Origin of the sequence: Streptomyces sp. NBC_00377, from assembly GCF_036075115.1 — a bacterium.
Taxonomy (GTDB): domain Bacteria; phylum Actinomycetota; class Actinomycetes; order Streptomycetales; family Streptomycetaceae; genus Streptomyces.
Window position 1 is genome coordinate 2,371,265 of record NZ_CP107958.1, and the last position, 23,117, is coordinate 2,394,381.

Consider the following 23,117-nt stretch of genomic DNA (forward strand, 5'->3'; position numbering starts at 1 on the left):
AAGGTGCGGGCATATATACATACGAATAGCTGCATGGTGCCCCTACCTTCGTACGATGATCCCTCCCGTACGTCGCCTGGCCGCGCTGTTGGCCGTCGGCGCCGCCCTCGCCCCGCTCACCGCCTGCGGCGCCGCTCAGGAACCCCGCACCGTGCGTCCGCCCGTCCCGGCGCGCCCTTCCGCCGTCCCCTCCCGCCCTTCCGCCGTCCCCTCCCGCCCTCCGACACTGGCCCCCGGTCCGGCCGGGCTCACGCCCGTCTTCCGCAACGCGCCCCGCACGGCCGGCAAGACCGTCGCCCTCACCTTCGACGCCGACATGACCGCCGGCCAGAGGGCGCGCGCCGCCGCCGGCGAGCGCTTCGACAACCCGGGGCTGATCGCGGCACTGCGGGCGTTGAACGTGCCGGCCACCGTGTTCATGACCGGCCGCTGGGCGGAGGAGTACCCGGACCAGGCCCGCTCCCTCGGCCACGACCCCCGCTTCGAGATCGCCAACCACTCCTACAGCCACTACGCCTTCACCGACGACTGCTACGGCCTGCCGACCGTCCCCGAGGACCGGATGCGCGCGGACGTGGAGCGGGCGTACACGGCGTTCCGCAAGGCCGGGGTGCCGGACGCGATGCCGTACTTCCGCTTCCCCGGCGGGTGTTACGACCGGCGTGCGCTGCGTGCGGTGAGCGGCCTGGGCGTCACCGCGGTGCAGTGGGACGTGGTGAGCGGGGACGCGTTCGCGACCGACGCGGACGCGGTGGCCCGGCAGGTGCTGGAGGGGGTGGAGCCGGGCTCCGTCGTCGTCATGCACTGCACCCGCAGCGCCGCTCCGACGACCGAACGGGCGGTGCGGACCGTCGTGCCGGAGCTTCGCCGGCGCGGGTACCGGTTCGTGAAGGTGTCCGAGCTGATCGGAGCGGCGAGCGGACGACGGTGAACCACGGACGCCGTCGTCGTCTGCCTACGATGGACAAATGAGCGACGACGACAGTGACCGCGAGTACTGCCTGATCGACGCGACCGGGCCGCCCAGGGCGGAGGGGCCGCCGTACGCGGAGTGTGTGCTGTGCCGGAAGCCCACGGAGTATCCGGAGTCGTACAAGGGGATCACGATGTGCCCCGTGTGCGAGTGGCAGGAGGCCCAGCGGACCGCCTGCTCGGGGTGACCTTCGGGGGTGACCCGCTCGGGAGGACGTTCGTGTGGCCTCCCGTCGTCACGGCGAGCGGCGGGACGTGAGCGCACAGGCCAGGGCCGTCGCCGCGGCACTGAGCAGGGCGGCCGCGGCCAGGGGCAGGGTCGGCGGGTGGACCGTCGCCGAGTGGGAACCGCCGACGAGGCCGCTCACCGCCGCGTGTGCCGGGGAACCGGTCGCGACCAGCGCCGACAGGGCCGCCAGGAGCAGCGCGGGGACCGCCCGGCCCGGTGAGCGCAGCACGGGCCAGGCGGTGAGCGCGCCCACCGCCACGCCGAGCAGGGCGCACGTCAGGACCGCGAGCAGTCCGGCGCCCGCCGCTTCGAGGACGGGAACCCGCTTGCGGTGGTCGCTGCCGACCGGGTCGCTGATGAGCGTCACGACCACGGTCGCCGCCGTACCGGCCGAGGCGGCCGCCGCCGAGGCGACCAGGACACAGGCCAGGTGCGCCCGCGCGGGCCCGGACGCCGCCGCAATGACGGTGCGCGCGGCCGGCGTTTCGTTGGTGACGCAGATCCGCACCAGCCAGGCGGCGACCGGCAGCAGGAACGCGGCCGTGTATCCGAGCGAGTCCAGCAGGGGCTGACCGCCCTGCACGCCGACGCCCAGGAAGACGGCGTACAGGAGGATCGGGGGCAGCCAGCGCTGCGAACGCACGAGCAGCGCGGCCTGGTAGCGCAGGAGGGCGGTCATCGGGGACTCCCGTCCTGACGGACGCTCACCACGTGCCACGGCGGGCGGGCGGTCAGCAGGGCGCGGAGCAGCACGTCCGAGTGGGAGGCGGGGACGGTGAGCCGGTGGGTGCGTTCGGCCGTCTCCTCGGTCCTGGTGGCCAGCCGGAGCGCTTCCGCGGGCAGCGCACCGGCCGGACCGCGCACCTCGACGGTCAGGTACGGCCCGTCAGGAACGGTGGCCGCCTCCGCCGGGGTACGGCGCCGGAGGCGGCCGTCGCGGACCGTGTACGCGGCGTCCTCCCGGCCGGCCAGGCGGCGGGGGTCGTGGTCCACGAAGACGACGGCCGCCCCGGCGGCGGTCCGCTCGGCGACCGCCCGTTCCAATTCGGCGCGCGCCTCGGTGTCGAGACCGGTCCATGCCTCGTCCAGCACCAGCAACTCCGGTTCGGCGAGCAGGGCTTGGGCCACGGCGACCTTCTGGCTGCTGCCCTTGGACAGCCGGCTCATCGGCGTGTGGGCGTGAGCGCCGGCGCCGAAGCGGTCCAGCCAGTCGCCCGCGGCCCGCTGGGCCGCCGCACGGGTCAGGCCGTGGACGGCGCCGAGGTGGGTGAGATAGCCGAGGGCGGTGAAGGGCAGGGCCGCGGGGAAGCGTTCGGGGACGTAGGCGGTGCGGGGAGCACCGGTGACCCTCCCTTCGGTGGGGGCGTCGATGCGGGCGAGCAGCCGGAGAAGGGTGGACTTGCCGCTGCCGTTGGCGCCTTCGATGCGGGTGAGGGAGGCCTGCGCCGGGTGCAGGTGCACCTCCCGCAACACCCACGGGCCGCGGAGGCCGTAGCGGCGGCCCACGGCCTCCAGCCGTAGCTCACGTGGCATCCGGGCCGTCCTCTCCCTCAGGGATGCGTGGATCTTCCACCTGGCAGACTGGAGGACGTGACCAGTGATCCGGCCGTTCCCGGCGACAGCCCCTTCCGTACCGAGCCATCCACGCGGGACGAGGCCCCCCAGTTCGTCCTGCCCCTGGTGGTCCGGATCGAACGCGCCGACCCGCCGGCCCGCACGGACGCGCTGGAGACCGCGGCGCGCGCCGTGCTGACCCTCCTGGCCGACGAGCGGGCGCTGGGCGAGGGCGAGTGGGCGGCCGCCGTGCGCGACTGGCAGGACGCCCGGATCCGCAAGGTCGTACGGCGGGCGCGCGGCGCCGAGTGGCGGCGCGCGGAGGCGCTGCCCGGCATCACGGTCACGGGCAAGGCGGCGGAGGTACGGGTGTTCCCACCGGTGCCGCTGGACGGCTGGCCCAAGGAGCTGGCGAAGCTCCAGGTCTCCGGAACCGACCTCGACGACCCGGAGCCGCCGGCCGACATCGACCCGACGGCTCCGGTGATCTGGCAGAACCCGGAGGTCGGCATGTCGGCGGGCAAGGCGATGGCGCAGGCCGGACACGGCGCGCAGCTCGCCTGGTGGGAACTGTCGGACGAGGAGCGGACCGCCTGGCGCGAGGCGGGTTTCCCGCTCGCCGTGCGGACCGCCGATCCGCGCCGGTGGCGCGAGCTGACCAGGAGCGGACTGCCGGTGGTGCGGGACGCCGGGTTCACCGAGATCGCACCGGGCAGCTGCACGGTGGTCGCGGACCACCCGGCCCTGAGGGCCCGGTAGCCCGCGGCCCGAAGGGCGCCCCGCCGCTCCGGCCGTCCACCGCCCGGTCGCCCCACCGCCCCACCGCCCCACCGCCCCGGCAGCCTGTCCGAACCTCAAATGTTGCTCTGAAGGAGGGCGGCGGGCGGTTCGGGTGGCGACGGCGGGGCCATACCACCGTCACCACGCAGGGGGCGTGAAGGAGGCGGGGACCATGAGACGACTGGGGACGGGCATCGGCTGGCGGCCGGAGATCGCGGACGCCGTGGAACGGATGCCGGGCGTCGACTGGGTCGAGGCCGTCGCCGAGAACGTGTGTCCGGGACACCTGCCCGACTCCCTGCTGCGGCTGCGCGAGCGCGGGGTCACCGTGATCCCGCACGGCGTCTCGCTCGGGCTCGGGGACGCGGAACGGCCCGACGCCGGACGGCTGGCCGCGCTCGCCGAGCGGGCCGAGGCCCTGGGCTCGCCGCTGGTCACCGAGCACATCGCGTTCGTCCGCGCGGGCGGTCCCCTGACGGCGTCCCCTCGGCTGGAGGCCGGGCATCTGCTGCCCGTTCCGCGCACCCGCGACGCCCTGCGCGTGCTGTGCGAGAACGTGCGCATCGCGCAGGAGGCACTGCCCGTACCGCTGGCCGTCGAGAACATCGCCGCGCTCGTCGCGTGGCCGGGCGAGGAGATGACCGAGGGACAGTTCCTGTACGAGCTGGCCGACCGCACGGGCGTACGGCTGCTGATCGACGTGGCCAACCTGCACACGAACCACGTCAACCGGGGCGAGGACCCCGTCAAGGCGCTCGCCGAACTGCCCCTGGAGGCCATCGCCTACGTGCATGTGGCGGGCGGCTTCGAACGGGACGGCGTCTGGCACGACAGCCACGCCCACCCGGTGCCCCGGCCGGTCCTCGACATCCTCACCGATCTCGCGTCACGGGCGCCGCTGCCGGGAGTGCTGCTGGAGCGGGACGACGACTTCCCCGAACCGGCTGAGCTGGAGCGGGAGTTGCGTGTGATCCGAGAGGCCGTCGAGGCCGGCGGGACAAGGCGTCCCACGGCAGGGACGGGGACGGGAACCGGGAGCGAGCCAGGGACACGGACCGGGGGCGGGACGGGGGCGGCGACGGCGACGGCGACGGCGGACGATGCCGGCCCCGCCGCCCGGGAGACGGAACCGTTCGCGCCCGACGAGGCCGCCCGTCAGCGTCTCGGCCTCGCCCAGGCGGCCCTGCTGTCCGCGCTCGTCGCCGGGACACCGGTCCCCGAGGGCTTCGACCGGGTGCGGCTCGGCGTCCAGTCCCGGGCGCTGGCGGCCAAGCGGGCGGACGTGGTGGCTAAGGTGGCCCCGGAGCTGCCGCTGATCCTCAAAAGCGGATACCGGCCCGCGTTCGTCGCCTACGCCCAAGGGCGTCCGATGCGCGGCGGCTACCGGCAGGACGCCCTCGACTTCGCCGAGGAGCTGCTCACGGGCGGACACTCGGCGGAGGGCCGGACCCGCCGCGACCTGCGCCGCTGGTGGCTGGACCGCTCGGGCCCCGCACCCCGGCCGACGTCACGCCTGGGACAGGTGGGACGGGCGGGACGGTCGCTGATCCGGCGGTGAGGCACGAGGCGCCCGAGCGCCCGAGGTATCCGTGGCCCCGGCCCCACGGTCCTCGGTTCCTCGGCCCTCGGACACCGGCCCCACGGTCCTTGGTTCCCCGGCCCCACAGTCCCCGACCCCACGATCCCGGCCCCACGCTCCCCGGTTCCCCGGCCCTCGGAGACCGGGCCCTCGGACACCGGCCCCACAGTCCCCGACCCCACGTCCCCGGTCCCCCGGCCCCACGTCCCCGGTTCCCCGGCCCTCGGACACCCGGCCCTCGGACACCGGCCCCACAGTCCCCGACCCCACGTCCCCGGTCCCCCGGCCCCACGCTCCCCGGTTCCCCGGCCCTCGGACACCGGCCCCACGGTCCCCGGGTCCTCGGGCACCGGCTCCCGGGCCGTCGCGCCACCATGTCGCCGGGCTGCCCGAATGTGCCGGGGTTAACACCCGGCCGCGGTCGGCGCGCACCGCACCCGCTTCCTCCACCGTTTGCTCATGGTTTCTCCGCTTTCCGGACCCTCATCGGCCGTACCGTCCCGGGTGATATGCACCGTTTCCAACCATTGAGCCACATACGGCAGTTGGCAGGGCAGGCGCAGTAATATGCCAGTTCGGCAAACCGAAGCGCACTAGCGTGCAGTGCCGCGAGCAGGAGGCTCCCCATGCGGCCGCGACCGCCCGTCAAGGGCAGAGGCATCTTCAGTGGTACCGGGCTCATCGTCACGGGCCTGGCGGCGACCCTGGCGGCGCTGGTCTTCCCGATCTGGTCGTACGCCGACCGGTCGGGCACCGGAGTCGACGTGCTGAACGCGCAGACCGTGTCGACGCAGTACGGGCCGCTGTCCGCACTGGACCGGGAGTTCGTCACCAAGGTCCGGCTGGCGGGGTTGTGGGAGCTGCCCGCCGGCCGGCAGGCGGAGGCGAAGGGCACGACCGAGGCCGTGCGGACGGCGGGGCGGCATCTGGTCGAGGGCCACACCTTCCTCGACGAGCGGGTGCGTACCGTCGCCTCCCGGCTGGGCCTCGCCCTGCCGAACGAGCCCAACGACCAGCAGACGGGCTGGCTGAGCGAACTCGACGCGGCGCAGGGCGTGCAGTTCGACCGCGAGTTCGCCAACATCCTGCGCCTCGCGCACGGACGGGTCTTCTCCGTCGTCGCCCAGGTGCGGGCCAGTACCCGCAACTCGCTGGTGCGCGGACTCGCCGACGACGCCAACACCACCGTGCTGGACCACATCAAGATCCTGGAGGCCACCGGGTACGTCGACTTCGACGCCCTCGCCCGGGACATGGCCGCCGGCAGCACACCGCCGATCACCCGGTCCCCCGGCCCGCCGGGCCCGACGGCGGATCCCGGCACCGCCCTGCCGGTGGCGCCCCCGCCGTCTCCCACCTACACGCTCCCGCCGGCCGCGGCCAGCCCGCCGCCCGGCTCCTGAGGCCGGCACGGACAAGCGGAACATCACATACCCGCAAAGCCCGGTCCGGATGATGAACGGGGCATGGTGTTCCGCGGTGCGCATGGCATAGAAACGCGGCATGGTCTGGGTGCTTCTCCTCCTGCTGGCGTGGGCCGTCGCGGGCGCGTCGTGCACACGGCTGTGCCTGGCCGCCGTACGGGCGGCGACCGTCGACGAGGACACGGGCGGGGGCCACGACCTCACGCTCTACGAAGCGGCCTTCCTGTCCGGCGGCCCCGGCCGGGTCGCCGATCTGACCATGGTGTCCATGGCGCGGCAGCGGCGGCTGCTGCTCGCCCGCACCGGCTGGGCGACCGTCGTGGACCCGCTCGGACGCGACGAGATGGAGCGGTCCGTCATAGGGGCCATCGGCCCCGGGGGACAGTCCCGGATCGCCCCGGTGCGAGCCGCCGCAGCGGCCGCGGACGCCGTGGGCGGTCTCGCCGACCGGCTGGTCCGCGCCGGTCTCGCGGTCCCCGACGGAGCCCGTACGACGGTCGCGGCCGGGGTGCGGCAGGTGCGGGCCGCCGCCGCGTTCGTCCTCGCGCTGGGCGCCACCGCACTGCTGCTCCCCGCCACCCCCGACATGCCCCGCGACCTGGTCGCGCTCTGGTTCGCGCTGCCCCTGGCCCTCACCCTGAGCTGTCTCGCGATCGCGCGGGTGGAGGTGCATCCGTACTCGCGCTGGGCGTCCCCGGCCGGGCAGCGGCTGCTGGGCGCCCTGGCGCGGCGCTCCGGTGCCCTGGGGGACGACCGCACCTACCTGACGTCCGTCGCCGTGCGCGGGATCCGCGCGGTGGGCGAGCCGGACCTGCGGGCGGCCTTCGCACACCGGGAGCAGCACGGGCAGGACTGAGGCGGGGCGCGCTCGGCCGACGGGGGGCGCACAGGGGGCATTGGCGCCGACACCCTCCGGTGGTGCTTGCCTTCCCCCACGGTCGAACCAAACATCCCTTCTGTCGCCGCCGTGCACCGAAGGGACACCCGATGAGAGCCGCCGCCCTCCACTCGGCCGCAGGAGCCCTGCTCCTGACGGCCCTCTCCGCCGTCCCGGCGGGCGGCGTCCCGGGCGCCACCGCACTGTCCGCCCCGACCGGAGTCGCCCTGGCCGCCGTCCGGGCCGCCGCGAAGGGCGTCGACTTCGGCACCTGCTCCGACGCTCAGGACCTGCCCGGCACCATGCAGTGCGGCACGGTCCTCGTCCCGCTCGACTACACGAAACCGAACGGCAAGCAGCTCGAACTGACCGTCAGCCGGGTGGCGGCCACCCACCGGGACCCGCACAACAGCAAGCGCCGGGTGCCCCGGCAGGGCGCGCTGGTCTACAACCCGGGCGGCCCCGGCGGGTCGGGGCTGTACTTCCCGCTCATCGGACTGCTGCCGGAGTGGAAGCGCATCGGCGCGGCCTACGACCTCGTCGGCTACGACCCGCGCGGGGTGGGCCGTTCGGCGCCCGTGTCCTGCCAGGACCCCAAGCACTTCTTCAAGGGGCCCTCGCCCGCCCCGACCCACCCCTCGCCCGCGTACAAGCGGGAGCGCATCGCGCAGGCGAAGGCGTACGCGACGGGCTGTGCGAAGCGGACCGGCGGCGCCCTGCGGCACTACAACTCCCTCAACAACGCCCGCGACCTGGACGTGCTGCGCGCCGCGCTCGGCGAGGAGCGGCTGACGTTCATGGGGGCGTCGTACGGCACCTACTTCGGGGCGGTCTACGCGACGTTGTTCCCGTCCCATGTGCGGCGCATGGTGTTCGACGCGGCCGTGAACCCGGACCCGGCGCAGATCTGGTACCGCAACAACCTCGAGCAGTCGGCGGCGTTCGAGAGCCGCTGGACGGACTTCCGGGAGTGGATCGCGCGGCACGACGACGTCTACGGCCTCGGCGGCACGGCGGACGCGGTGCTGAACAGCTACGAGCGGGCACGCGCCCGGCTGGCGGCGGAGCCCGCCGGCGGGAAGGTGGGCCCGGGCCAGCTCCAGGGCGCGTTCCTTCAGGCCGGGTACTACGACGACTACTGGCCCGCCCGGGCGCAGGCGCTGTCCGAGTACCTGAAGGGCGATCCCAAGCAGCTGATCGCGCAGGCCGGGCCGGTGCGTGAGGCCGCGGCGGAGGCGGAGAACGCGAACGCCGTGTACACGGCGGTGGAGTGCAACGACGCGTCCTGGCCCACGGACTGGAAGGTGTGGGACCGCGACAACACGCGGCTCGCGCGCGTGGCGCCCTTCGAGACGTGGGACAACGTGTGGGCGAACCTGCCGTGCGCGTACTGGCCGGCGCCCCGGCAGCAGCCGGTCGACGTACGGACCGGGCCGGGCGAGCTGCCGCCGACGCTGATCCTGGCGGCCGAGCACGACGCCGCCGCGCCCTACGACGGGGCCCTCGAGATGCACCGGCGTCTGTCCGGCTCGGTCCTGGTGACGGAGCGGGACGCCGGCACCCACGGCATCGCGGGCGGGCCCAACCGCTGCGTCAACGGTCATCTCGACGCGTATCTGCTGGAGGGCCGGCTCCCGGTCCGGCGTGCTTCCTGCGCGGCGCACCCGGAGCCGAAGCCGACCGCTTCGCGGTGAGACCGGCGGGGAACCGCGGGCCGCGTGGGGCAGGTCACGCCCACGCGGCCCGGCGGCGTTGGGATCCGGACACGGTCCCGCGTCCCCAGGAGGGGCGTCAGGCGAGCTCGGCGACCAGATCGGCCACCGACTTGCGGCGGCCCGTGTAGAAGGGGACCTCTTCGCGGACGTGCATGCGGGCCTCCGAGGCGCGCAGGTGCCGCATGAGGTCGACGATGCGGTACAGCTCGTCGGCCTCGAAGGCGAGGATCCACTCGTAGTCGCCCAGCGAGAACGAGGCGACGGTGTTGGCGCGGACGTCCGGGTAGCCGCGGGCCATCTTGCCGTGGTCGGCGAGCATGCGGCGGCGGTCCTCGTCGGGCAGCAGGTACCAGTCGTAGGAGCGCACGAAGGGGTAGACGCTCACGTAGTCGCGGGGCGTCTCGTCGGCGAGGAACGCCGGGATGTGCGAGCGGTTGAACTCGGCGGGGCGGTGCAGCGCCATGTTCGACCAGACCGGCTCCAGGGCGCGGCCCAGCCTCGTGCGGCGGAAGAGGTTGTACGCCTCCTGGAGCTGGTCGGCGGTCTCGGCGTGCCACCAGATCAGAACGTCGGCGTCGGCGCGCAGCCCCGACACGTCGTACGTGCCGCGGACCGTCACGTCCTTGGCGGCGAGCTGGTCGAACAGCTCCTGGACCTCGTCGGCATAGCCCGAGCGGTCCTCGGGCAGCACGTCCTTCAGCCTGAAGACGGACCACAGCGTGTAACGGATGACCTCGTTGAGGTCCTTGGCCAGCTTGCCCTTGTTGGGGACCCTGCCGGACTCGGTGGTGGGGGCGTCGTCACTCATGCCGTCATTCTCCCGCTCCGCCGTGCAGACTCTGCACCGGGTGGGCCGCGAGGTCCCGCAGGGCGCGCAGGTCGCCGCCGAGCTGATCGACCGCGGCGTACGCGCTCGCGATGCAGGCCGGGATGCCCACGCCGTCGTACTGCGCGCCGCACACCGCGAGGTTCGGGAGTGCGGCGACCTGCTCACGGATGCCGGCCACGCGCGCGTGGTGGCCGACCGGGTACTGGGGCAGGCCGTCGGTCCAGCGGGTGACGCGCGTTTCGAGGGGCGTGGCGTCCAGCCCCGTGGCCGCCCGCAGGTCGTGCCGGGAGACGGCGACGAGGTCGGCGTCCTCGCGCTCCAGGATCTCCGTCTCGCCGTAGCGCCCGACGGAGGTCCGCAGGACGACCGTGTCCGGGTTCTCGTCGGCGATCCAGCCCCACTTCTGCGAGGCGAAGGTGGACGCCTTGATGGTGCGTCCGTCGACGGGCGGGACGAGGAAACCGCTGCCGGCGGGGAGGGCCGTCTCGGAGCGCCGGTAGGCGAGGGTGACGAGCGCCATGGAGGCGTACTCCACCGTGCGCAGTGCGGCGGCGGCGCCGGGGGACGAGGGGGCCAGCAGCGCGGCCGCCGCCGGTGCGGGGACGGCGACGACCACGGCGTCGGCGTGCAGCTCCCGCCCGGCCGTGGTGACGCGCCAGCCTCCGTCGGTCACGCGGTGCAGTCCGGTCACCGGTACACGCGTGTGGATTGCGCCGCCGCGCGCTTCGACGGACGCGGCCACGGCGAGCGGCAGGGAGCCCACCCCGCCGACGACGCCCATGAACACCGGGCCGGTCTGCGCGTTCGCGGCCGCCTTCGCCTGGATGTCGCGGACGGCCTCCGTCAAGGAGGTGTGGGTGCGGGCCGCCCGGTACAGCTGCGGGACGGCCGAGCGCAGCGAGATCCGGTAGGCGTCACCGGCGTACACCCCGCCGAGCAGCGGTTCCACGAGGCGGTCGACGACCTCGCGGCCCAAGCGCGCCGCCACGTACTCCCCGACGGCCACGTCCTCCCCGACCTCCGTGCGGGGCAGATCGGCGTCGCGCTCGATCCGGGCGAGGCCCTCGTCGGACAGGACGCCGGCGAGGGCGGTCGCGGTGCCGGGGACACCCATGACATGCCCCTTGGGCATGGGCCGCAGGGCGCCGCGGGTCCAGATCGAGGCCGTCGCGGTGGCCGGCGGCCGCAGGCGGTCGGAGAGACCCACCTCGCGCGCGAGGGCGACCGCCTCGGGCCGGCGGGCCAGCATCGACTCGGCGCCCAGGTCCACGCGCGTGCCCGCGATGTCGCCGGGCAGCAGCTTGCCGCCGACCCGGTGGGAGGCCTCGAGCACGGTCACCCGCGCCCCGCGCTCCAGCAGCCGGTGGGCCGCGGCGAGACCGGCGATCCCGGCTCCGATGACGACGACGTGCTGCCCGGTGCCCGTACCCGTTGCGCTCATGCGCCCACTCTCTCAGACCGGGCCGGCGCCCCCGACGCGCCCCGGTGTCCTCCCCGCGTCCCGACCGTGACCTGTTCGGAACCTGTTCCCTCCAACGTCCCGGCCCGCCCGGGCGTCGAAGGAGCGTCAAGGTCGTCCGAACCCCGGGGGTACACCCACATGCGCACACCACGTTCCGCAGGAGGCTCCGTACGGCGCTCCGCGCGGCCCGCCCACGCCCTGGCCGTCGTCACGCTGACAGCGGCCCTCGCGCTCACCGGATGCAGCGCCGGGGGCGACTCGGGCGCGGACAGCAAGGCCGCCGTGGGAGAGCCGGCCGCCGGGGCCGCGGACACCGCACAGGACGCGAAGGAGGGCGCGGGCTCGAGCGGCTCGAAGGCCACCACCGCACCGAACCTCGCCGTCAACCGCATCATCCGCACCGCCACCCTGACCGTCCAGGTCAAGGACGTGCCGAAGGCCCTGGACGAGGCTCGCGCCACCACCGAGAACGCGGGCGGCTACATCGGCGACGAGACGACCGTCCGGGACGAGGACGGCGCGGAGCGGACCCGTGTGGTGCTGCGGGTGCCCGTCGGGAAGTACGACGACGTCCTCGCCGCCCTCCAGGGCGCGGGCAAGCTCCTGGAGCGCACGGCGAAGGCCCAGGACGTCACCGACCAGGTGGTCGACGTCGAGAGCCGCATCACCTCGCAGCGCGCCAGCGTCGCCCGGGTCCGCGAGCTGATGGACCGGGCCACCAAGCTGAGCGACGTGGTCACCCTGGAGGGCGAGCTGAGCCGTCGGCAGTCCGATCTCGAGGCGCTGCTTGCGCAGCAGGCGTCCCTGAAGGACCGGACGAGCCTGGCGACCGTCACCCTGACGCTGTCCGAGAAGCCGGCCGCACCCGCCGCCGAGGACGACGACCCGGGCTTCGTGGACGCGCTGGCGGGCGGCTGGGACGCGTTCGTGACGATGCTGCGCTGGATCGCCGTCGCGTTCGGCGCGCTGCTGCCGTTCCTCGCGGTGGCCCTGCTGCTCCTGCTGGCGTGGCTGCGGCTGGTGCGGCCGCGCCGCAGGGCGGCGGCGGACCGGGCCCGGGCGGCCGCGCCCGGGCAGACCTGGGCCCCGCCGACCGAGGCCGGTCGGACGGGGTCCACGGAGAGCGGGGCCGGGCAGAACGGGACCACGGAGAGCGGGGCCGGGGCGGACGGGGAGAGCGGGGCAGGGGCGGGCGAGCCCGGACAGCACTGAACTGCGGGTCCCCCGTAGCGTGTTCGTATGAGCATCGAGCGACTGGTGGTGATCGGCGGTGACGCCGCGGGCATGTCCGCGGCGTCCCAGGCCCGTCGGCTGAAGGGGCCCGGGGAACTGGAGATCGTGGCGTTCGAACGCGGCCACTTCACGTCCTACTCGGCGTGCGGCATCCCGTACTGGGTGGGCGGCGACGTCACCGAGCGGGACGGTCTGATCGCCCGTACGCCCGAGGAGCACCGCGCGCGGGGCATCGATCTGCGGCTGCGCACGGAGGTCACGGAGATCGACGTCGCGGGGCGGCGGGTACGCGCGCGTGCGGTGGATTCCGGGGCGGAGTCCTGGACGTCGTACGACAAGCTCGTCATCGCGACCGGGGCCCGTCCGATCCGGCCGGACCTGCCGGGCGCGGACGCGGCGGGTGTGCACGGGGTGCAGACCCTCGACGACGGGCAGGCGCTGCTGGACACGCTGGCACGCGCGCGCGGGAAGCGGGCCGTGGTCGTCGGGGCGGGCTACATCGGCGTGGAGATGGCCGAGGCGCTCATCAACCGCGGCTACCGGGTGACGGTGGTCAACCGGGGCAGCGAGCCGATGTCGACCCTGGACCCGGACATGGGCAGGCTGGTGCACCGGGCCCTGGAGGGCCTGGGCATCGCCCTGGTGAACGACACCGAGGTCACCGGGCTGCGGACCGGCGACGACGGGTGGGTACGGGCTGTGGTCACCCCGGACGCCGAGTACCCGGCGGACGTGGTGGTGCTCGGCATCGGCGTCCGCCCGGAGACCGCGCTGGCGCAGGCCGCGGGCCTGCCCGTGGGTGTCCACGGCGGGCTGCTCACCGACCTGGCGATGCGGGTGCGCGGGCCCCTCGCCGACGGGACGGTCTGGGCCGGCGGCGACTGTGTAGAGGTCCTCGACCTGGTCTCCGGCCAGCTGCGGCACATCGCCCTCGGCACCCACGCGAACAAGCACGGCCAGGTCATCGGCACCAATGTGGGCGGCGGCTACGCCACGTTCCCGGGTGTGGTCGGCACGGCCGTCAGCAAGGTGTGCGATCTGGAGATCGCGCGCACCGGTCTGCGCGAGAAGGACGCCCGTCGCGCGGGTCTCCGTTTCGAGACGGTCACCATCGAGTCCACCAGCCGGGCCGGCTACTACCCCGGCGCGTCTCCCATGACGGTCAAGATGATCGCCGAGCGCAGGACGGGCCGGCTGCTGGGCGTCCAGATCGTCGGGCGGGAGGGCGCGGGCAAACGTGTCGACATCGCGGCCGTGGCGTTGACGGCCGGGATGACGGTCGAGCAGATGACGGCCCTGGACCTGGGGTACGCGCCCCCGTTCAGCCCGGTCTGGGACCCGGTGCTGGTGGCTGCCAGGAAGGCCACGGCGAAGGTGCACGGCAGCGGACGTTAGGGGCGCGGGGCGGGGTCCGTGTGCGGCCGCCGACCGCGCGCGGCCGCCGCTGCGGACCTGACCCGCCCCCTCGCGGCCCTCCCCGGGGGCTGTTACGCGGTCCCGGTGAGCCTCGGCAGCGCGGAAACGGCCGCGGCGGGCTGTTCGGTGGGCTTCGCATGGGCCGCGGGCGCCGGCCGTGACCGCAGCCGGCTGCTGACGGCCTCGTCCAGCGTCACCGGCCGCTGCATCTGCGCGGCGAGCCGCCCGGCCTCCTGGCCGAGACGTGCCACGTCCTCCCAGGGCAGCCGGATCACCAGGGAGATCTCGGCCTCGCCGTCGGGGGTGGCGTGCATCGGGGGAGTCACTCGGTCGTTCATCGTCTGTTCCTCACGTCGTCCCCGCGGCCCGCCTTCCTCGTGCCGCGAGCAGTTGACGGTTCATACGCGCTGTCGGGGATCCGCGTTCACCGGTTCACGGACCGGATCGGGGGCACTACTTCCTTGTGGTCATCCCCGTCCATGACGTGAATCCCGTGCGCCGGACCCCGGTGGTGACGTACGCCCTCATCGCGGCGAACGTCTTCGTCTTCCTGTTCATGCCCGGTCTGTCGGGCTCCGTGGCGGGCGACAGCAGCCTGGCCCAGACCTGTCACCTGCACGCCTTCCTGGAACACTATGCGGCCGTGCCACGCGAGTTGATCCACCATCAGCTGCCGCAGCTCGTCCCCACCGGCGAAGTCCGCGGCGCGGCCTGTGTGGTGAACCCGCCGGGCTACGAGAAGTCGCCCGCGCTGAGCGTCCTCACCGCGATGTTCCTGCACGGCGGCTGGCTGCACCTGCTGGGCAACATGCTGTTCCTGCTGATCTTCGGCAACAACATCGAGGACCGCATGGGGCACGTCCGCTTCGCGCTCTTCTACGTCGCCTGCGGTTACGCGGCCTCGTACGGCTTCGCCGTCCTCAACGCCGACTCGACCGACCCGCTGATCGGTGCGTCGGGGGCGATCGCCGGCGTGCTGGGCGCCTACCTGGTGCTGTATCCGAAGGCCCGGGTGTGGGTGCTCGTCCCGTTCCTGGTGTTCCTGCCGCTGCGCCTGCCGGCCTGGCTGGTGCTGGGCTTCTGGTTCGTGCTCCAGGCCGTGTACTCCTCCGGCGAGGGCGTCTCCGGCGCGGGCACCGTGGCCTACGCGGCGCACGTCGTCGGCTTCCTCGCGGGCATGCTGCTCGCCTGGCCGCTCAAGGCGGGCACTCCCCCGCCGCCGGAGCCGCGCGGTCTGCTGTTCGGCAGACGGGCGCGCCCCCGGCACAGCTGGTGAAGGCGCTCAGCGGGCGGTCTGTGTGTGGACGTACTCGACGAGACGGGTGAGCGCGTCCGGGTCGGTGGACGGCATGACGCCGTGTCCGAGGTTGAAGACGTGGCCCTCCAGGCCGGCGGCCGCGTCGAGGACCTCTCGGGCCTTGGCCTCGACGGCCTCGGTCCCGGCGAACAGGACGGTCGGGTCGAGGTTGCCCTGGAGCGCCTTGCCGGGGCCGACCCGGCGGACGGCCTCGTCGAGCGGGACGCGCCAGTCGACGCCGACGACGTCCGCTCCGGCCTCGCCCATGAGCCGCAGCAGCTCGCCGGTGCCGACCCCGAAGTGGATGCGCGGGACGCCGTACCCCTCGACCGCGCGGAAGACCTTCGCGGAGGCGGGCAGCACGGAGCGGCGGTAGTCGGCCGGGGCGAGCGCGCCGGCCCAGGAGTCGAACAGCTGGACGGCGCTCGCGCCCGCCTCGATCTGCACCTTCAGGAAGGCGGAGGTGATCTCAGCGAGGCGGTCCAGCAGGTCGGCCCAGAGCTCGGGGTCGCCGTACATCATCGCCTTGGCGTTCTCGTACGTGCGGGACGGGCCGCCCTCGACGAGGTAGCTCGCGAGGGTGAAAGGAGCGCCGGCGAAGCCGATGAGGGGGGTGGCGCCGAGCTCGGCCGTCAGCAGGCCGATGGCCTCGGTGACGTAGGAGACGTCGTCGGGGGTGAGGTCGCGCAGCTGGGCGAGGTCGGCGCGGGTGCGGATCGGGCGCTCGACGACCGGTCCGACGCCCGGCTTGATGTCGAGGTCGATGCCGATGGCCTTGAGCGGGACGACGATGTCGCTGAAGTAGATCGCCGCGTCCACGTCGTGCCGGCGCACCGGCTGGAGGGTGATCTCGGTGACCAGCTCGGGCCGCATGCAGGAGTCGAGCATCGCGACGCCCTCGCGGACCTTGCGGTACTCGGGCAGTGAGCGCCCGGCCTGCCGCATGAACCACACGGGCGTGTGCGGCACCGGTTCGCGCCTGCACGCCTTGAGGAAGGCACTGTCGTAGGTCGCTGTCGGCTGCCGGCCCGCCGGGCTCTCGTTCGCACTCACGACGGCAAGTCTCCCACGGCGCCGGAGGCGGTGAGGCCGCCCCCTGTCCGCCCACCACCGCCCGCCGCCGCGCCCGTGCCGTGCCGCCGGCGCCCGGGCCGGGCCCCTCGGGCGTGCGCGGTCCGTGCGCCTGTTCGCCCAGCGCGCACCCGTCCGCGAGCCCCGCACGGGTGTCTTGCCCTGCGCGAAGGCCGCGTTCCCCTTAATCTTCCCCGCATGGCTGCGGCTCAGGGACGACTGTCGGACGGCGCTGGCGGGATGGATGACGCGAACGAGGGGGGCGGGGACGGGAACAGGTCGGCTCCACCGCCCTTCCGGGCGGCCGTCGAGGCGCTGAGGGCGGCGCGGTTGCGCCCGCAGATCGAGGTCGAGCCGACACCGGCTCCCAAACGGCTCGCCCCGTTCGCGTACGCCCTGGAGGCGACGGTCGTGGACGGCGAGCAGGACCTGGCCGACGGCCGGCTGGTGCTGCTGCACGACCCGGCGGGTCACGACGCCTGGCACGGGACGTTCCGGCTGGTCACGCTCGTGCGGGCCGAGCTGGAGCCGGAGATGGCCGCGGACCCGCTGCTGCCGGAGGTGTGCTGGTCGTGGCTGACCGGTGCGCTCCAGGCGCGCGGGCTGGCCTACGGCGAGCCGAGCGGGACCGTCACGCGGGCCAGTTCGCACTACTTCGGCGGGCTGGCGGAGCGTCCGGCGGCCTCCCAGATCGAGATCCGGGCCTCCTGGACGCCGCGCGAGGGCCTGGGCGGGGTTCCGGAGACGGGGGCGCATCTGGCGTCCTGGTGCGATCTGCTGGCCCAGGTGGCCGGGCTGCCGCCGGCCGGGCCGGGCGACGCGTCGGTGGTGACGCTGCCGCAGCGCAGGGGGCCCCAGTCGCGTTGACCATCTCTTTGTCGATACGGCCATTTTCGATCCCGTAAGACACCCACTTAAACCGACTCGATCTTCGGATGATCGATCGCGTGTCCGAATTGCACGGATTGTTACTCACTAGATCGTGATCATTCTCTAAAGGACCCCGGGTCCGCTGCCGAAGACGACTGTGACCTTGAAAGCACGGTTCGTCCCGGCTTCCTCCCCACAAGCCCCGCCGAGCCGGCTCCCGTCCCCCCATCCAGGAGGCCTGGTGTCCGTTCTCCTCGAGCAGCCCGCAAGCCTGGTCGCCTACCGCCCGAACAAGCCCACCGCCATGGTGGTCGTGGCCGACCCGCGCGTCCGCTCCACCGTCACCCGCCACCTGTGGGCGCTCGGTGTACGCGACGTCATCGAGGCCTCGTCCATCGCGGAGGCTCGTCCCCGCGTCGGCAACCCCCGCGACATCTGCGTCGCCGACGTCCACCTGCCCGACGGCTCCGGCCTCACCCTGCTGTCGGAGACCCGCGCCGCGGGCTGGCCCAACGGGCTCGCCCTCTCCGCCGCCGACGACATCGGCGCCGTGCGCAACGCCCTCGCGGGCGGCGTCAAGGGCTACGTGGTCACCGGCACCCGCACCAACCTCGGCCTCCCCAGCCGTCCCGGTGCGGCACCCATGGGCTCCGCCGCCCGTATGCACCGCCGCCCCCCGGGTGCCCCGAGCCACCCGGGCGGCTACCGCGAGCTCTCCGGCCGTGAGGTCGAGGTGCTCCGACTGGTCGCGGAAGGCCAGTCGAACAAGGCCATCGGCGTCTCCATGGGCCTGTCCGCGCTGACCGTCAAGAGCCACCTCGCCCGCATCGCCCGCAAGCTCGGCACGGGTGACCGCGCCGGCATGGTCGCGGTGGCCCTGCGGACCGGCATCATCCACTGAAACCCCACCCGCCCCGCCGGGGTCTCCCCCGGGAGCGCCCCGCACCCCCGGCCCGGACCGCATCCCGACCACCGGCCCGGCGCCTCTCGTCCCCTCCCGGCTCCCGTCTCCTCCCGTCTTCCCCCTCTTCCTCCCCTGTTTCTTCCCGATCTCTTCCCCTTCGTTCACCGGCCTGACCGGTTTACGACCCTCCGGCGCCCGCCGACGGAACGTTCCGTCGGCGGGCGCCGTCCATACACGGATACCCTTGACAGGTGACCGACGCCCAAGAAACCGCAGCAGCCAGTTCACTGCGAACCACCGGAGGCGCCCCTCCGGACGACGGCGGATCGACTGAATCCGGGGCGCCGACACCTCTGCTCGAACCGCGCGAGGGCATTCCTCCCGTGATCGCCGACGAGGCCTCCCTGGCCGAGGTGATCGCCGCCTTCGCGGCCGGTTCCGGCCCCGTCGCCGTCGACGCCGAGCGCGCCTCCGGCTACCGCTACGGGCAGCGCGCCTATCTGGTGCAGCTGCGTCGCGAGGGCGCCGGCACCGCGTTGATCGATCCGGTGGGCTGCCCCGACCTCTCCGCGCTCGGCGAGGCGCTGTCCGGCGCGGAATGGGTGCTGCACGCGGCCACCCAGGACCTGCCGTGTCTGCGCGAGATAGGCATGGTGCCGACGCGGTTGTTCGACACCGAGCTGGCCGGACGGCTCGCCGGGTTCCCGCGGGTCGGCCTCGGCGCGATGGTCGAGGGAGTGCTGGGCTTCGTCCTCGAGAAGGGCCACTCCGCGGTGGACTGGTCGACCCGGCCCCTGCCCGAGCCGTGGCTGCGGTACGCGGCTCTCGACGTCGAGCTCCTGGTCGACCTGCGTGACGCGCTGGAGAAGGAGCTGGACCGGCAGGGCAAGCTGGACTGGGCCCGTCAGGAGTTCGACGCGATCGCGTCCGCCCCGCCGCCCGAGCCCCGCAAGGACCCCTGGCGTCGCACGTCCGGCATGCACAAGGTGCGCCGCCGGCGGCAGCTGGGTGTGGTGCGGGAGCTGTGGGAGGCCCGGGACCGGATCGCGCAGCGGCGGGACGTGTCGCCGGGCAAGGTGCTCTCGGACGCGGCCATCGTGGAGGCGGCGCTGTCCCTCCCGGTGAACGTGCAGGCGCTGGCGGCGCTGAACGGGTTCGGGCACCGGATGGGCCGGCGGCAGCTGGAGCAGTGGCAGGCGGCAGTCGACCGGGCGAAGGCGTTCAGCGAGTCGCAGCTGCCGCAGCCCGGTCAGCCGGTGGCCGGGCCTCCCCCGCCGCGTGCGTGGGCCGACAAGGACCCCGTGGCGGCGGCGCGGCTGTCCGCGGCGCGGGCCGCTGTCTCCGCGCTGGCCGAGGAGCTGAACATGCCTCAGGAGAACCTGATCGCTCCGGACGCGGTGCGGCGGGTCTGCTGGGAGCCTCCGGCGGCCGAGCCGGAGGCTGTCGCCGGCGCCCTCGCCTCGTACGGGGCGCGGCCGTGGCAGGTGGAGCAGGTCACGCCGGTGCTGGTCGAGGCGCTGGCCGCCTCGGCTGCCTGACGGCCACGGCCCGTCCGCGGCGGGGGGCGGGCTACTTCGTCGCTCCTCTCATGAAACCGTTGTAGATGTACTTCTGGAGCGCGAGGAAGACGATCAGGGTCGGCAGGATGACCAGCACGGCTCCTGCCGAGATCGTCTCCCAGTGGGCGGCGTAGGGGCCCTTGAAGCGGAACAGGGACGTCGAGATCACGCCAAGATCCTGTGAGGGCATGTAGAGGAAGGGGATGTAGAAGTCGTTGTAGACGGCGATCCCCTTCACGATCACGACCGTCGCGATCGCGGGTTTCAGCAGCGGAAAGATGATCTTGCGGTAGATCGTGAACGCGTTGGCGCCGTCGAGGCGGGCGGCCTCGTCCAGTGAGATCGGGATCGAACGCACGAACTGCATGAAGATGTAGATCGAGACGATGTCCGTGCCCAGGTACAGGGCGATCGGGGCCCAGCGGGTGTCGAACATGCCGAGGCTGTGGACGATCTGGAAGGTGGCCACCTGGGTGGTCACCCCGGGGACCAGCGCGGCGACCAGGAACAGGGCGATCACCGCTTTGCGGAACCGGAAGGTGAACCGGTCGATCGCGTACGCCGTCATCGAGCCGATGAGCACGGTCCCGCCGACGGAGACGACGAGGATGAAGGCCGTGTTGCCGAACGCCGTGAGCATTCCCCCGTCCTGGAACGCCGTCACGTAGTTGTGGAAGTTGAACGGGTCGTCCGGCGGCGCGAGCGCCCCGCTGCCGTTCGCCGTCTCGTTCCCGGTCTTCAGGGACGTCAGCAGGACGACGCCCAGCGGGAGCAGGACGACCAGCGCGGCGGCGATCAGCGACAGATACACGAGGGCACGGGCGACGGCTCGGCGTGTCATACGAGGTCCACCCTGTCGTCGGGGACGAGACGTCGCTGCACCCAGGTCACCAGCAGGATGATCAGCAGCAGCACGACCGCCGCGGCCGAGGCGAGTCCCGTCTTGTTGAACCGGAAGGCCAGCTTCACGGTCTGGATCACGAACGTCTCGGTGCCGGTCGCCCCGCCGGTCATGATGTACGGGATCTCGAAGGCCGAGAGGGAGCCGGAGACGGACAGGATCACCGTCAGGGTCAGCACCGGCTTGATGCCGGGCAGGATGATGTGGCGGAACTGGTGCCACCGGCCGGCGCCGTCCAGTTCGGCCGCCTCATAGAGCTCCCCCGGGACGGACTGGATCGCGCCGAGGAACAGGACGAAGTTCATGCCGAGGTAGCGCCAGATCGAGACGCCCGCCAGGGAGACGTTCGCCGAGACCGGGGTGCCGAGCCACGCGTGGTCGGTGTGGTACCCGAAGAGGCCGAGCACCGTGTCGAAGGTCCCGCCGTCCTGGAAGAAGTAGAGGAAGACGAAACCGATGGCCACCCCGTTGACCAGGGACGGGAAGAACAGCACGCCTTTGAAGAAGGTGCGGAAGCGGATGTCGAAACTCAGGATGGTCGCGAAGTACAGCGCGGCGGCGATCTGGACCACCGAGGCGGCCAGGTAGTAGCCGCTGACCCAGAACACCTGGAAGAGATCCTCCCTGGTGAAGATCTCGGCGTAGTTCTCGGCGCCGGTGTAGTGCAGGTCGGGGCTCACCCCGTCCCAGTCGGTGAAGCTGTACGCCACCATGTTGGCGATCGGCGCGTAGGTGAACGTGATCAGCAGGGTGAGCGGGGCGAGCAGGAACAGCCAGGGGGTCAGCAGCCGCCAGGTGCGCGCGCGGCGCGGGGCCGGTGCGGGAGCGGGAGCGGCGTCCTTCGCAGACGGTCTCCCCGTCCCGGTGGCCGTCTGCCCGGCGCGGGGCGACGGGGGGTGCGTGTGCGCGTGCGCCATCAGTCGCTCACGTCCGCTTGCGTCTCGGTCCACTTCTCGCCGAGGCCGCCGAGGAAGTCGTCCAGGCTGCCCTTCTTGGCGCCGCGTGCGAGATCGACCAGGTCCTGGCGGTACTCGGGCTTGTAGATGCCGATCTCGGACCGGTCGTCGATCAGCTTGACCCGGGCGCCCGCCGAGTCGTCGAGCTCGATGAGCTTGACGCCGGCCTCCTCGTACGGCTTGAGCACCTCGGGCATGGCCGCGTTCTTGAGCGGGGAGATCGCCAGGTTGTCCTTGTCGTAGCCGGACTTGTCGGTGAACCAGTCGATCCAGGCGCGGGCCGCCTCCTTGTGCGGGGAGTGGACGTTCACGGCCTGGTTGTAGTCGGGCCCGACGGTCGCGCAGAACGTGCCGTCCGTCCGGGTGGGGAACGGCATGAAACCGATGTCGTCCGGGTTCACGCCGGCCTTCCTCGCGGCGTCCTGGAACTGGATGATCGCCCAGGTGCCGAGCCACTGCGTGGCGATCTCGCCCTTGGCCGTCCGGGGCTTGGACTGCTCCCAGTTGCTGGTCGTGGGGTCCTTCTCGGCGAGGCCCTGCTTGACGATGTCGTACAGCAGCGTGTCCCCGACGCGCAGGTCGGCGCCCTGGGCCCACGGGTCGCCCTCGGCGAGTTTCGTGGTCGCCTGCGGGTCGCAGTGCACCGCGCCGTCGACGTACGTCCACGAGGTCAGCGGCCACTGCGCGGCGAAGTTGGTGTAGTACGGCACCGCGTCGGTCTTCGCCTTGATCGCCTTCAGGTCGGCGAGGAACTCGGCCGGGCTGGTGGGCCATCGGGTGACCCCCGCCTGTTTCCAGACCCGCTTGTTGTAGACGAAGCCCGGCATCACGCCGACCGGACTCTGTCCGTAGACCTTGCCGTCGACGGTGGTGAAGTCGGTGAACCGGTACTTCTTGCCGCGTTCGGCGGCGGTGCCCAGGGAGGCGAAGAACTTCGGGTAGTCGTCCTTCTTGATGACCGCCGGGATCAGCAGGACATCGCCGTAGTCGTCGGTGTTCATGCGGATCTTGATCTCGGCCTCGTAGTCGGTGAGGGCCTGGAACTCCACCTTGACCTTGGGATAGGTCCTGTTGAACTCGGCGGCGTACTTCTTCATCGTGCCGTCCTGCACGAGGTCGGTGCGCACGGTGAGGACCGTGATGGTGCCGCCGACCTTCGACGGGTCGTCGGGAGCTTCGGCTTCCGCGCCCTTCGCGCTGCCTCCGGTGCCGGTGCAGCCCGGGAGCAGCAGGGCGGCTCCCGTGACCGTGGTGAGGAGCAGGACTGTACGGCGGTTCATGTGCATCACTTCCGTTCTCGGGATGTTTCTCGGGACGGACGAGCACGTGCGGGTCGGTCGGGTGCTTGTGGGTCCGTCGGGCACGAGCGGGTCGGTCGGGCACGAGCGGGTTGGCTGATTCGGCACTCTGGCAGCGCTTTCCTCAACCGGTAAAGTCCGATTCCCGCCAACGATGGACAACTGGCGCTCAGTTGTGGGCTTGACCGGTT

At 72.9% G+C, this 23,117-nt stretch carries 22 protein-coding genes; 13 read left to right on the forward strand and 9 right to left on the reverse strand.

Going from position 1 to position 23,117, the window contains the following annotated elements; genetic code table 11:
- Positions 1-55: 55 nt before the first annotated feature.
- Positions 56-931, forward strand: coding sequence for a polysaccharide deacetylase family protein (locus tag OHS71_RS10695; RefSeq protein WP_328479156.1), 876 nt, complete (start codon positions 56-58; stop codon positions 929-931).
- A 37-nt stretch (positions 932-968) separates the two neighbouring features.
- The gene (locus tag OHS71_RS10700; protein WP_328479157.1) at positions 969-1,160 is read left to right on the forward strand and encodes a hypothetical protein; all 192 of its coding nucleotides are present in this window, start codon (positions 969-971) and stop codon (positions 1,158-1,160) included.
- Between the two features lie 48 nt (positions 1,161-1,208).
- Here the strand turns inward: OHS71_RS10700 and OHS71_RS10705 are convergent, their stop codons facing one another.
- Together OHS71_RS10705 and OHS71_RS10710 are read right to left on the reverse strand one after the other, a co-directional pair.
- Positions 1,209-1,880, reverse strand: coding sequence for an ABC transporter (locus OHS71_RS10705; RefSeq protein WP_328479158.1), 672 nt, complete (start codon positions 1,878-1,880; stop codon positions 1,209-1,211).
- The gene (locus tag OHS71_RS10710; RefSeq protein ID WP_328479159.1) at positions 1,877-2,734 is read right to left on the reverse strand and encodes an ABC transporter ATP-binding protein; all 858 of its coding nucleotides are present in this window, start codon (positions 2,732-2,734) and stop codon (positions 1,877-1,879) included. Before OHS71_RS10710 ends, OHS71_RS10705 begins: the two co-directional genes overlap by 4 nt.
- 57 nt (positions 2,735-2,791) lie before the next feature.
- On the opposite strand from OHS71_RS10710, the gene OHS71_RS10715 reads away from it, so the two are divergent.
- The 5 genes from OHS71_RS10715 to OHS71_RS10735 all read left to right on the forward strand — a co-directional run bounded on the left by OHS71_RS10715 (position 2,792) and on the right by OHS71_RS10735 (position 9,109).
- Positions 2,792-3,514 (forward strand): peptidyl-tRNA hydrolase, encoded by a 723-nt coding sequence (locus OHS71_RS10715; RefSeq protein WP_328479160.1) that lies wholly within the window; start codon positions 2,792-2,794, stop codon positions 3,512-3,514.
- Positions 3,515-3,707: 193 nt separating this feature from the next.
- Positions 3,708-5,093 (forward strand): DUF692 domain-containing protein, encoded by a 1,386-nt coding sequence (locus OHS71_RS10720; RefSeq protein WP_328479161.1) that lies wholly within the window; start codon positions 3,708-3,710, stop codon positions 5,091-5,093.
- A gap of 647 nt (positions 5,094-5,740) precedes the next feature.
- A complete protein-coding gene (locus tag OHS71_RS10725; RefSeq protein ID WP_328479162.1) occupies positions 5,741-6,517 on the forward strand; it encodes a DUF4142 domain-containing protein in 777 nt (258 codons plus the stop codon).
- 100 nt (positions 6,518-6,617) lie between these two features.
- Positions 6,618-7,394, forward strand: a complete 777-nt coding sequence (locus tag OHS71_RS10730) for a TIGR04222 domain-containing membrane protein (RefSeq protein ID WP_328479163.1) — start codon at positions 6,618-6,620, stop codon at positions 7,392-7,394.
- A 131-nt stretch (positions 7,395-7,525) separates the two neighbouring features.
- Positions 7,526-9,109, forward strand: a complete 1,584-nt coding sequence (locus OHS71_RS10735) for an alpha/beta hydrolase (protein ID WP_328479164.1) — start codon at positions 7,526-7,528, stop codon at positions 9,107-9,109.
- A 97-nt stretch (positions 9,110-9,206) separates the two neighbouring features.
- Here the strand turns inward: OHS71_RS10735 and hemQ are convergent, their stop codons facing one another.
- Both hemQ and hemG read right to left on the reverse strand, forming a co-directional pair.
- A complete protein-coding gene (hemQ, locus tag OHS71_RS10740) occupies positions 9,207-9,938 on the reverse strand; it encodes a hydrogen peroxide-dependent heme synthase (RefSeq protein WP_328479165.1) in 732 nt (243 codons plus the stop codon).
- 4 nt (positions 9,939-9,942) lie between these two features.
- The gene (gene hemG / locus OHS71_RS10745; protein WP_328479166.1) at positions 9,943-11,400 is read right to left on the reverse strand and encodes a protoporphyrinogen oxidase; all 1,458 of its coding nucleotides are present in this window, start codon (positions 11,398-11,400) and stop codon (positions 9,943-9,945) included.
- Between the two features lie 159 nt (positions 11,401-11,559).
- Between hemG and OHS71_RS10750 the strand changes: the two genes are divergently transcribed.
- Both OHS71_RS10750 and OHS71_RS10755 read left to right on the forward strand, forming a co-directional pair.
- Positions 11,560-12,633 (forward strand): DUF4349 domain-containing protein, encoded by a 1,074-nt coding sequence (locus OHS71_RS10750; RefSeq protein WP_328479167.1) that lies wholly within the window; start codon positions 11,560-11,562, stop codon positions 12,631-12,633.
- Between the two features lie 27 nt (positions 12,634-12,660).
- Positions 12,661-14,049, forward strand: a complete 1,389-nt coding sequence (locus tag OHS71_RS10755; RefSeq protein WP_328479168.1) for an FAD-dependent oxidoreductase — start codon at positions 12,661-12,663, stop codon at positions 14,047-14,049.
- 92 nt (positions 14,050-14,141) lie between these two features.
- On the opposite strand, the gene OHS71_RS10760 is transcribed toward OHS71_RS10755, so the two are convergent.
- On the reverse strand, positions 14,142-14,408 hold the full coding sequence (locus tag OHS71_RS10760) for a hypothetical protein (protein WP_328479169.1): 267 nt from the start codon (positions 14,406-14,408) through the stop codon (positions 14,142-14,144).
- A 125-nt stretch (positions 14,409-14,533) separates the two neighbouring features.
- Between OHS71_RS10760 and OHS71_RS10765 the strand changes: the two genes are divergently transcribed.
- Positions 14,534-15,346: a rhomboid family intramembrane serine protease gene (locus OHS71_RS10765; protein WP_328479170.1), complete on the forward strand. Its 813-nt coding sequence runs from the start codon at positions 14,534-14,536 to the stop codon at positions 15,344-15,346.
- Between the two features lie 6 nt (positions 15,347-15,352).
- Here the strand turns inward: OHS71_RS10765 and hemE are convergent, their stop codons facing one another.
- Complete coding sequence (hemE, locus tag OHS71_RS10770) at positions 15,353-16,420, reverse strand: uroporphyrinogen decarboxylase (protein ID WP_328479171.1); 1,068 nt, start codon at positions 16,418-16,420, stop codon at positions 15,353-15,355.
- 258 nt (positions 16,421-16,678) lie between these two features.
- Between hemE and OHS71_RS10775 the strand changes: the two genes are divergently transcribed.
- From OHS71_RS10775 to OHS71_RS10785, 3 genes are all read left to right on the forward strand, one after another.
- Positions 16,679-17,305, forward strand: coding sequence for a DUF3000 domain-containing protein (locus OHS71_RS10775; protein ID WP_328479172.1), 627 nt, complete (start codon positions 16,679-16,681; stop codon positions 17,303-17,305).
- Positions 17,306-17,549: 244 nt separating this feature from the next.
- Entirely contained in the window at positions 17,550-18,209 is a 660-nt protein-coding gene (locus OHS71_RS10780) for a helix-turn-helix transcriptional regulator (protein ID WP_328479173.1), read from the forward strand.
- 254 nt (positions 18,210-18,463) lie between these two features.
- Positions 18,464-19,750: a ribonuclease D gene (locus OHS71_RS10785; protein WP_328479174.1), complete on the forward strand. Its 1,287-nt coding sequence runs from the start codon at positions 18,464-18,466 to the stop codon at positions 19,748-19,750.
- Between the two features lie 31 nt (positions 19,751-19,781).
- On the opposite strand, the gene OHS71_RS10790 is transcribed toward OHS71_RS10785, so the two are convergent.
- Genes OHS71_RS10790 through OHS71_RS10800 form a run of 3 tightly spaced genes read right to left on the reverse strand, consistent with a single transcriptional unit; the run spans position 19,782 to position 22,908 of the window.
- Entirely contained in the window at positions 19,782-20,612 is an 831-nt protein-coding gene (locus OHS71_RS10790; RefSeq protein ID WP_328479175.1) for a carbohydrate ABC transporter permease, read from the reverse strand.
- On the reverse strand, positions 20,609-21,589 hold the full coding sequence (locus tag OHS71_RS10795) for a carbohydrate ABC transporter permease (protein ID WP_328479176.1): 981 nt from the start codon (positions 21,587-21,589) through the stop codon (positions 20,609-20,611). Before OHS71_RS10795 ends, OHS71_RS10790 begins: the two co-directional genes overlap by 4 nt.
- The gene (locus OHS71_RS10800) at positions 21,589-22,908 is read right to left on the reverse strand and encodes an ABC transporter substrate-binding protein (protein ID WP_328479177.1); all 1,320 of its coding nucleotides are present in this window, start codon (positions 22,906-22,908) and stop codon (positions 21,589-21,591) included. Before OHS71_RS10800 ends, OHS71_RS10795 begins: the two co-directional genes overlap by 1 nt.
- Positions 22,909-23,117 lie beyond the last annotated feature (209 nt).

Coding starts and splice junctions, on each gene's coding strand:
- OHS71_RS10695 (WP_328479156.1), top strand. CDS start 56: ATGATCCCTCCCGTACGTCGCCTGGCCGCGCTGTTGGCCGTCGGCGCC.
- OHS71_RS10700 (WP_328479157.1), top strand. CDS start 969: ATGAGCGACGACGACAGTGACCGCGAGTACTGCCTGATCGACGCGACC.
- OHS71_RS10795 (WP_328479176.1), bottom strand. CDS start 21,589: ATGGCGCACGCGCACACGCACCCCCCGTCGCCCCGCGCCGGGCAGACG.
- OHS71_RS10755 (WP_328479168.1), top strand. CDS start 12,661: ATGAGCATCGAGCGACTGGTGGTGATCGGCGGTGACGCCGCGGGCATG.
- OHS71_RS10750 (WP_328479167.1), top strand. CDS start 11,560: ATGCGCACACCACGTTCCGCAGGAGGCTCCGTACGGCGCTCCGCGCGG.
- OHS71_RS10705 (WP_328479158.1), bottom strand. CDS start 1,880: ATGACCGCCCTCCTGCGCTACCAGGCCGCGCTGCTCGTGCGTTCGCAG.
- OHS71_RS10735 (WP_328479164.1), top strand. CDS start 7,526: ATGAGAGCCGCCGCCCTCCACTCGGCCGCAGGAGCCCTGCTCCTGACG.
- hemQ (WP_328479165.1), bottom strand. CDS start 9,938: ATGAGTGACGACGCCCCCACCACCGAGTCCGGCAGGGTCCCCAACAAG.
- OHS71_RS10790 (WP_328479175.1), bottom strand. CDS start 20,612: ATGACACGCCGAGCCGTCGCCCGTGCCCTCGTGTATCTGTCGCTGATC.
- OHS71_RS10760 (WP_328479169.1), bottom strand. CDS start 14,408: ATGAACGACCGAGTGACTCCCCCGATGCACGCCACCCCCGACGGCGAG.
- OHS71_RS10720 (WP_328479161.1), top strand. CDS start 3,708: ATGAGACGACTGGGGACGGGCATCGGCTGGCGGCCGGAGATCGCGGAC.
- OHS71_RS10710 (WP_328479159.1), bottom strand. CDS start 2,734: ATGCCACGTGAGCTACGGCTGGAGGCCGTGGGCCGCCGCTACGGCCTC.
- OHS71_RS10730 (WP_328479163.1), top strand. CDS start 6,618: ATGGTCTGGGTGCTTCTCCTCCTGCTGGCGTGGGCCGTCGCGGGCGCG.
- OHS71_RS10800 (WP_328479177.1), bottom strand. CDS start 22,908: ATGAACCGCCGTACAGTCCTGCTCCTCACCACGGTCACGGGAGCCGCC.
- OHS71_RS10725 (WP_328479162.1), top strand. CDS start 5,741: ATGCGGCCGCGACCGCCCGTCAAGGGCAGAGGCATCTTCAGTGGTACC.
- OHS71_RS10775 (WP_328479172.1), top strand. CDS start 16,679: ATGGATGACGCGAACGAGGGGGGCGGGGACGGGAACAGGTCGGCTCCA.
- hemG (WP_328479166.1), bottom strand. CDS start 11,400: ATGAGCGCAACGGGTACGGGCACCGGGCAGCACGTCGTCGTCATCGGA.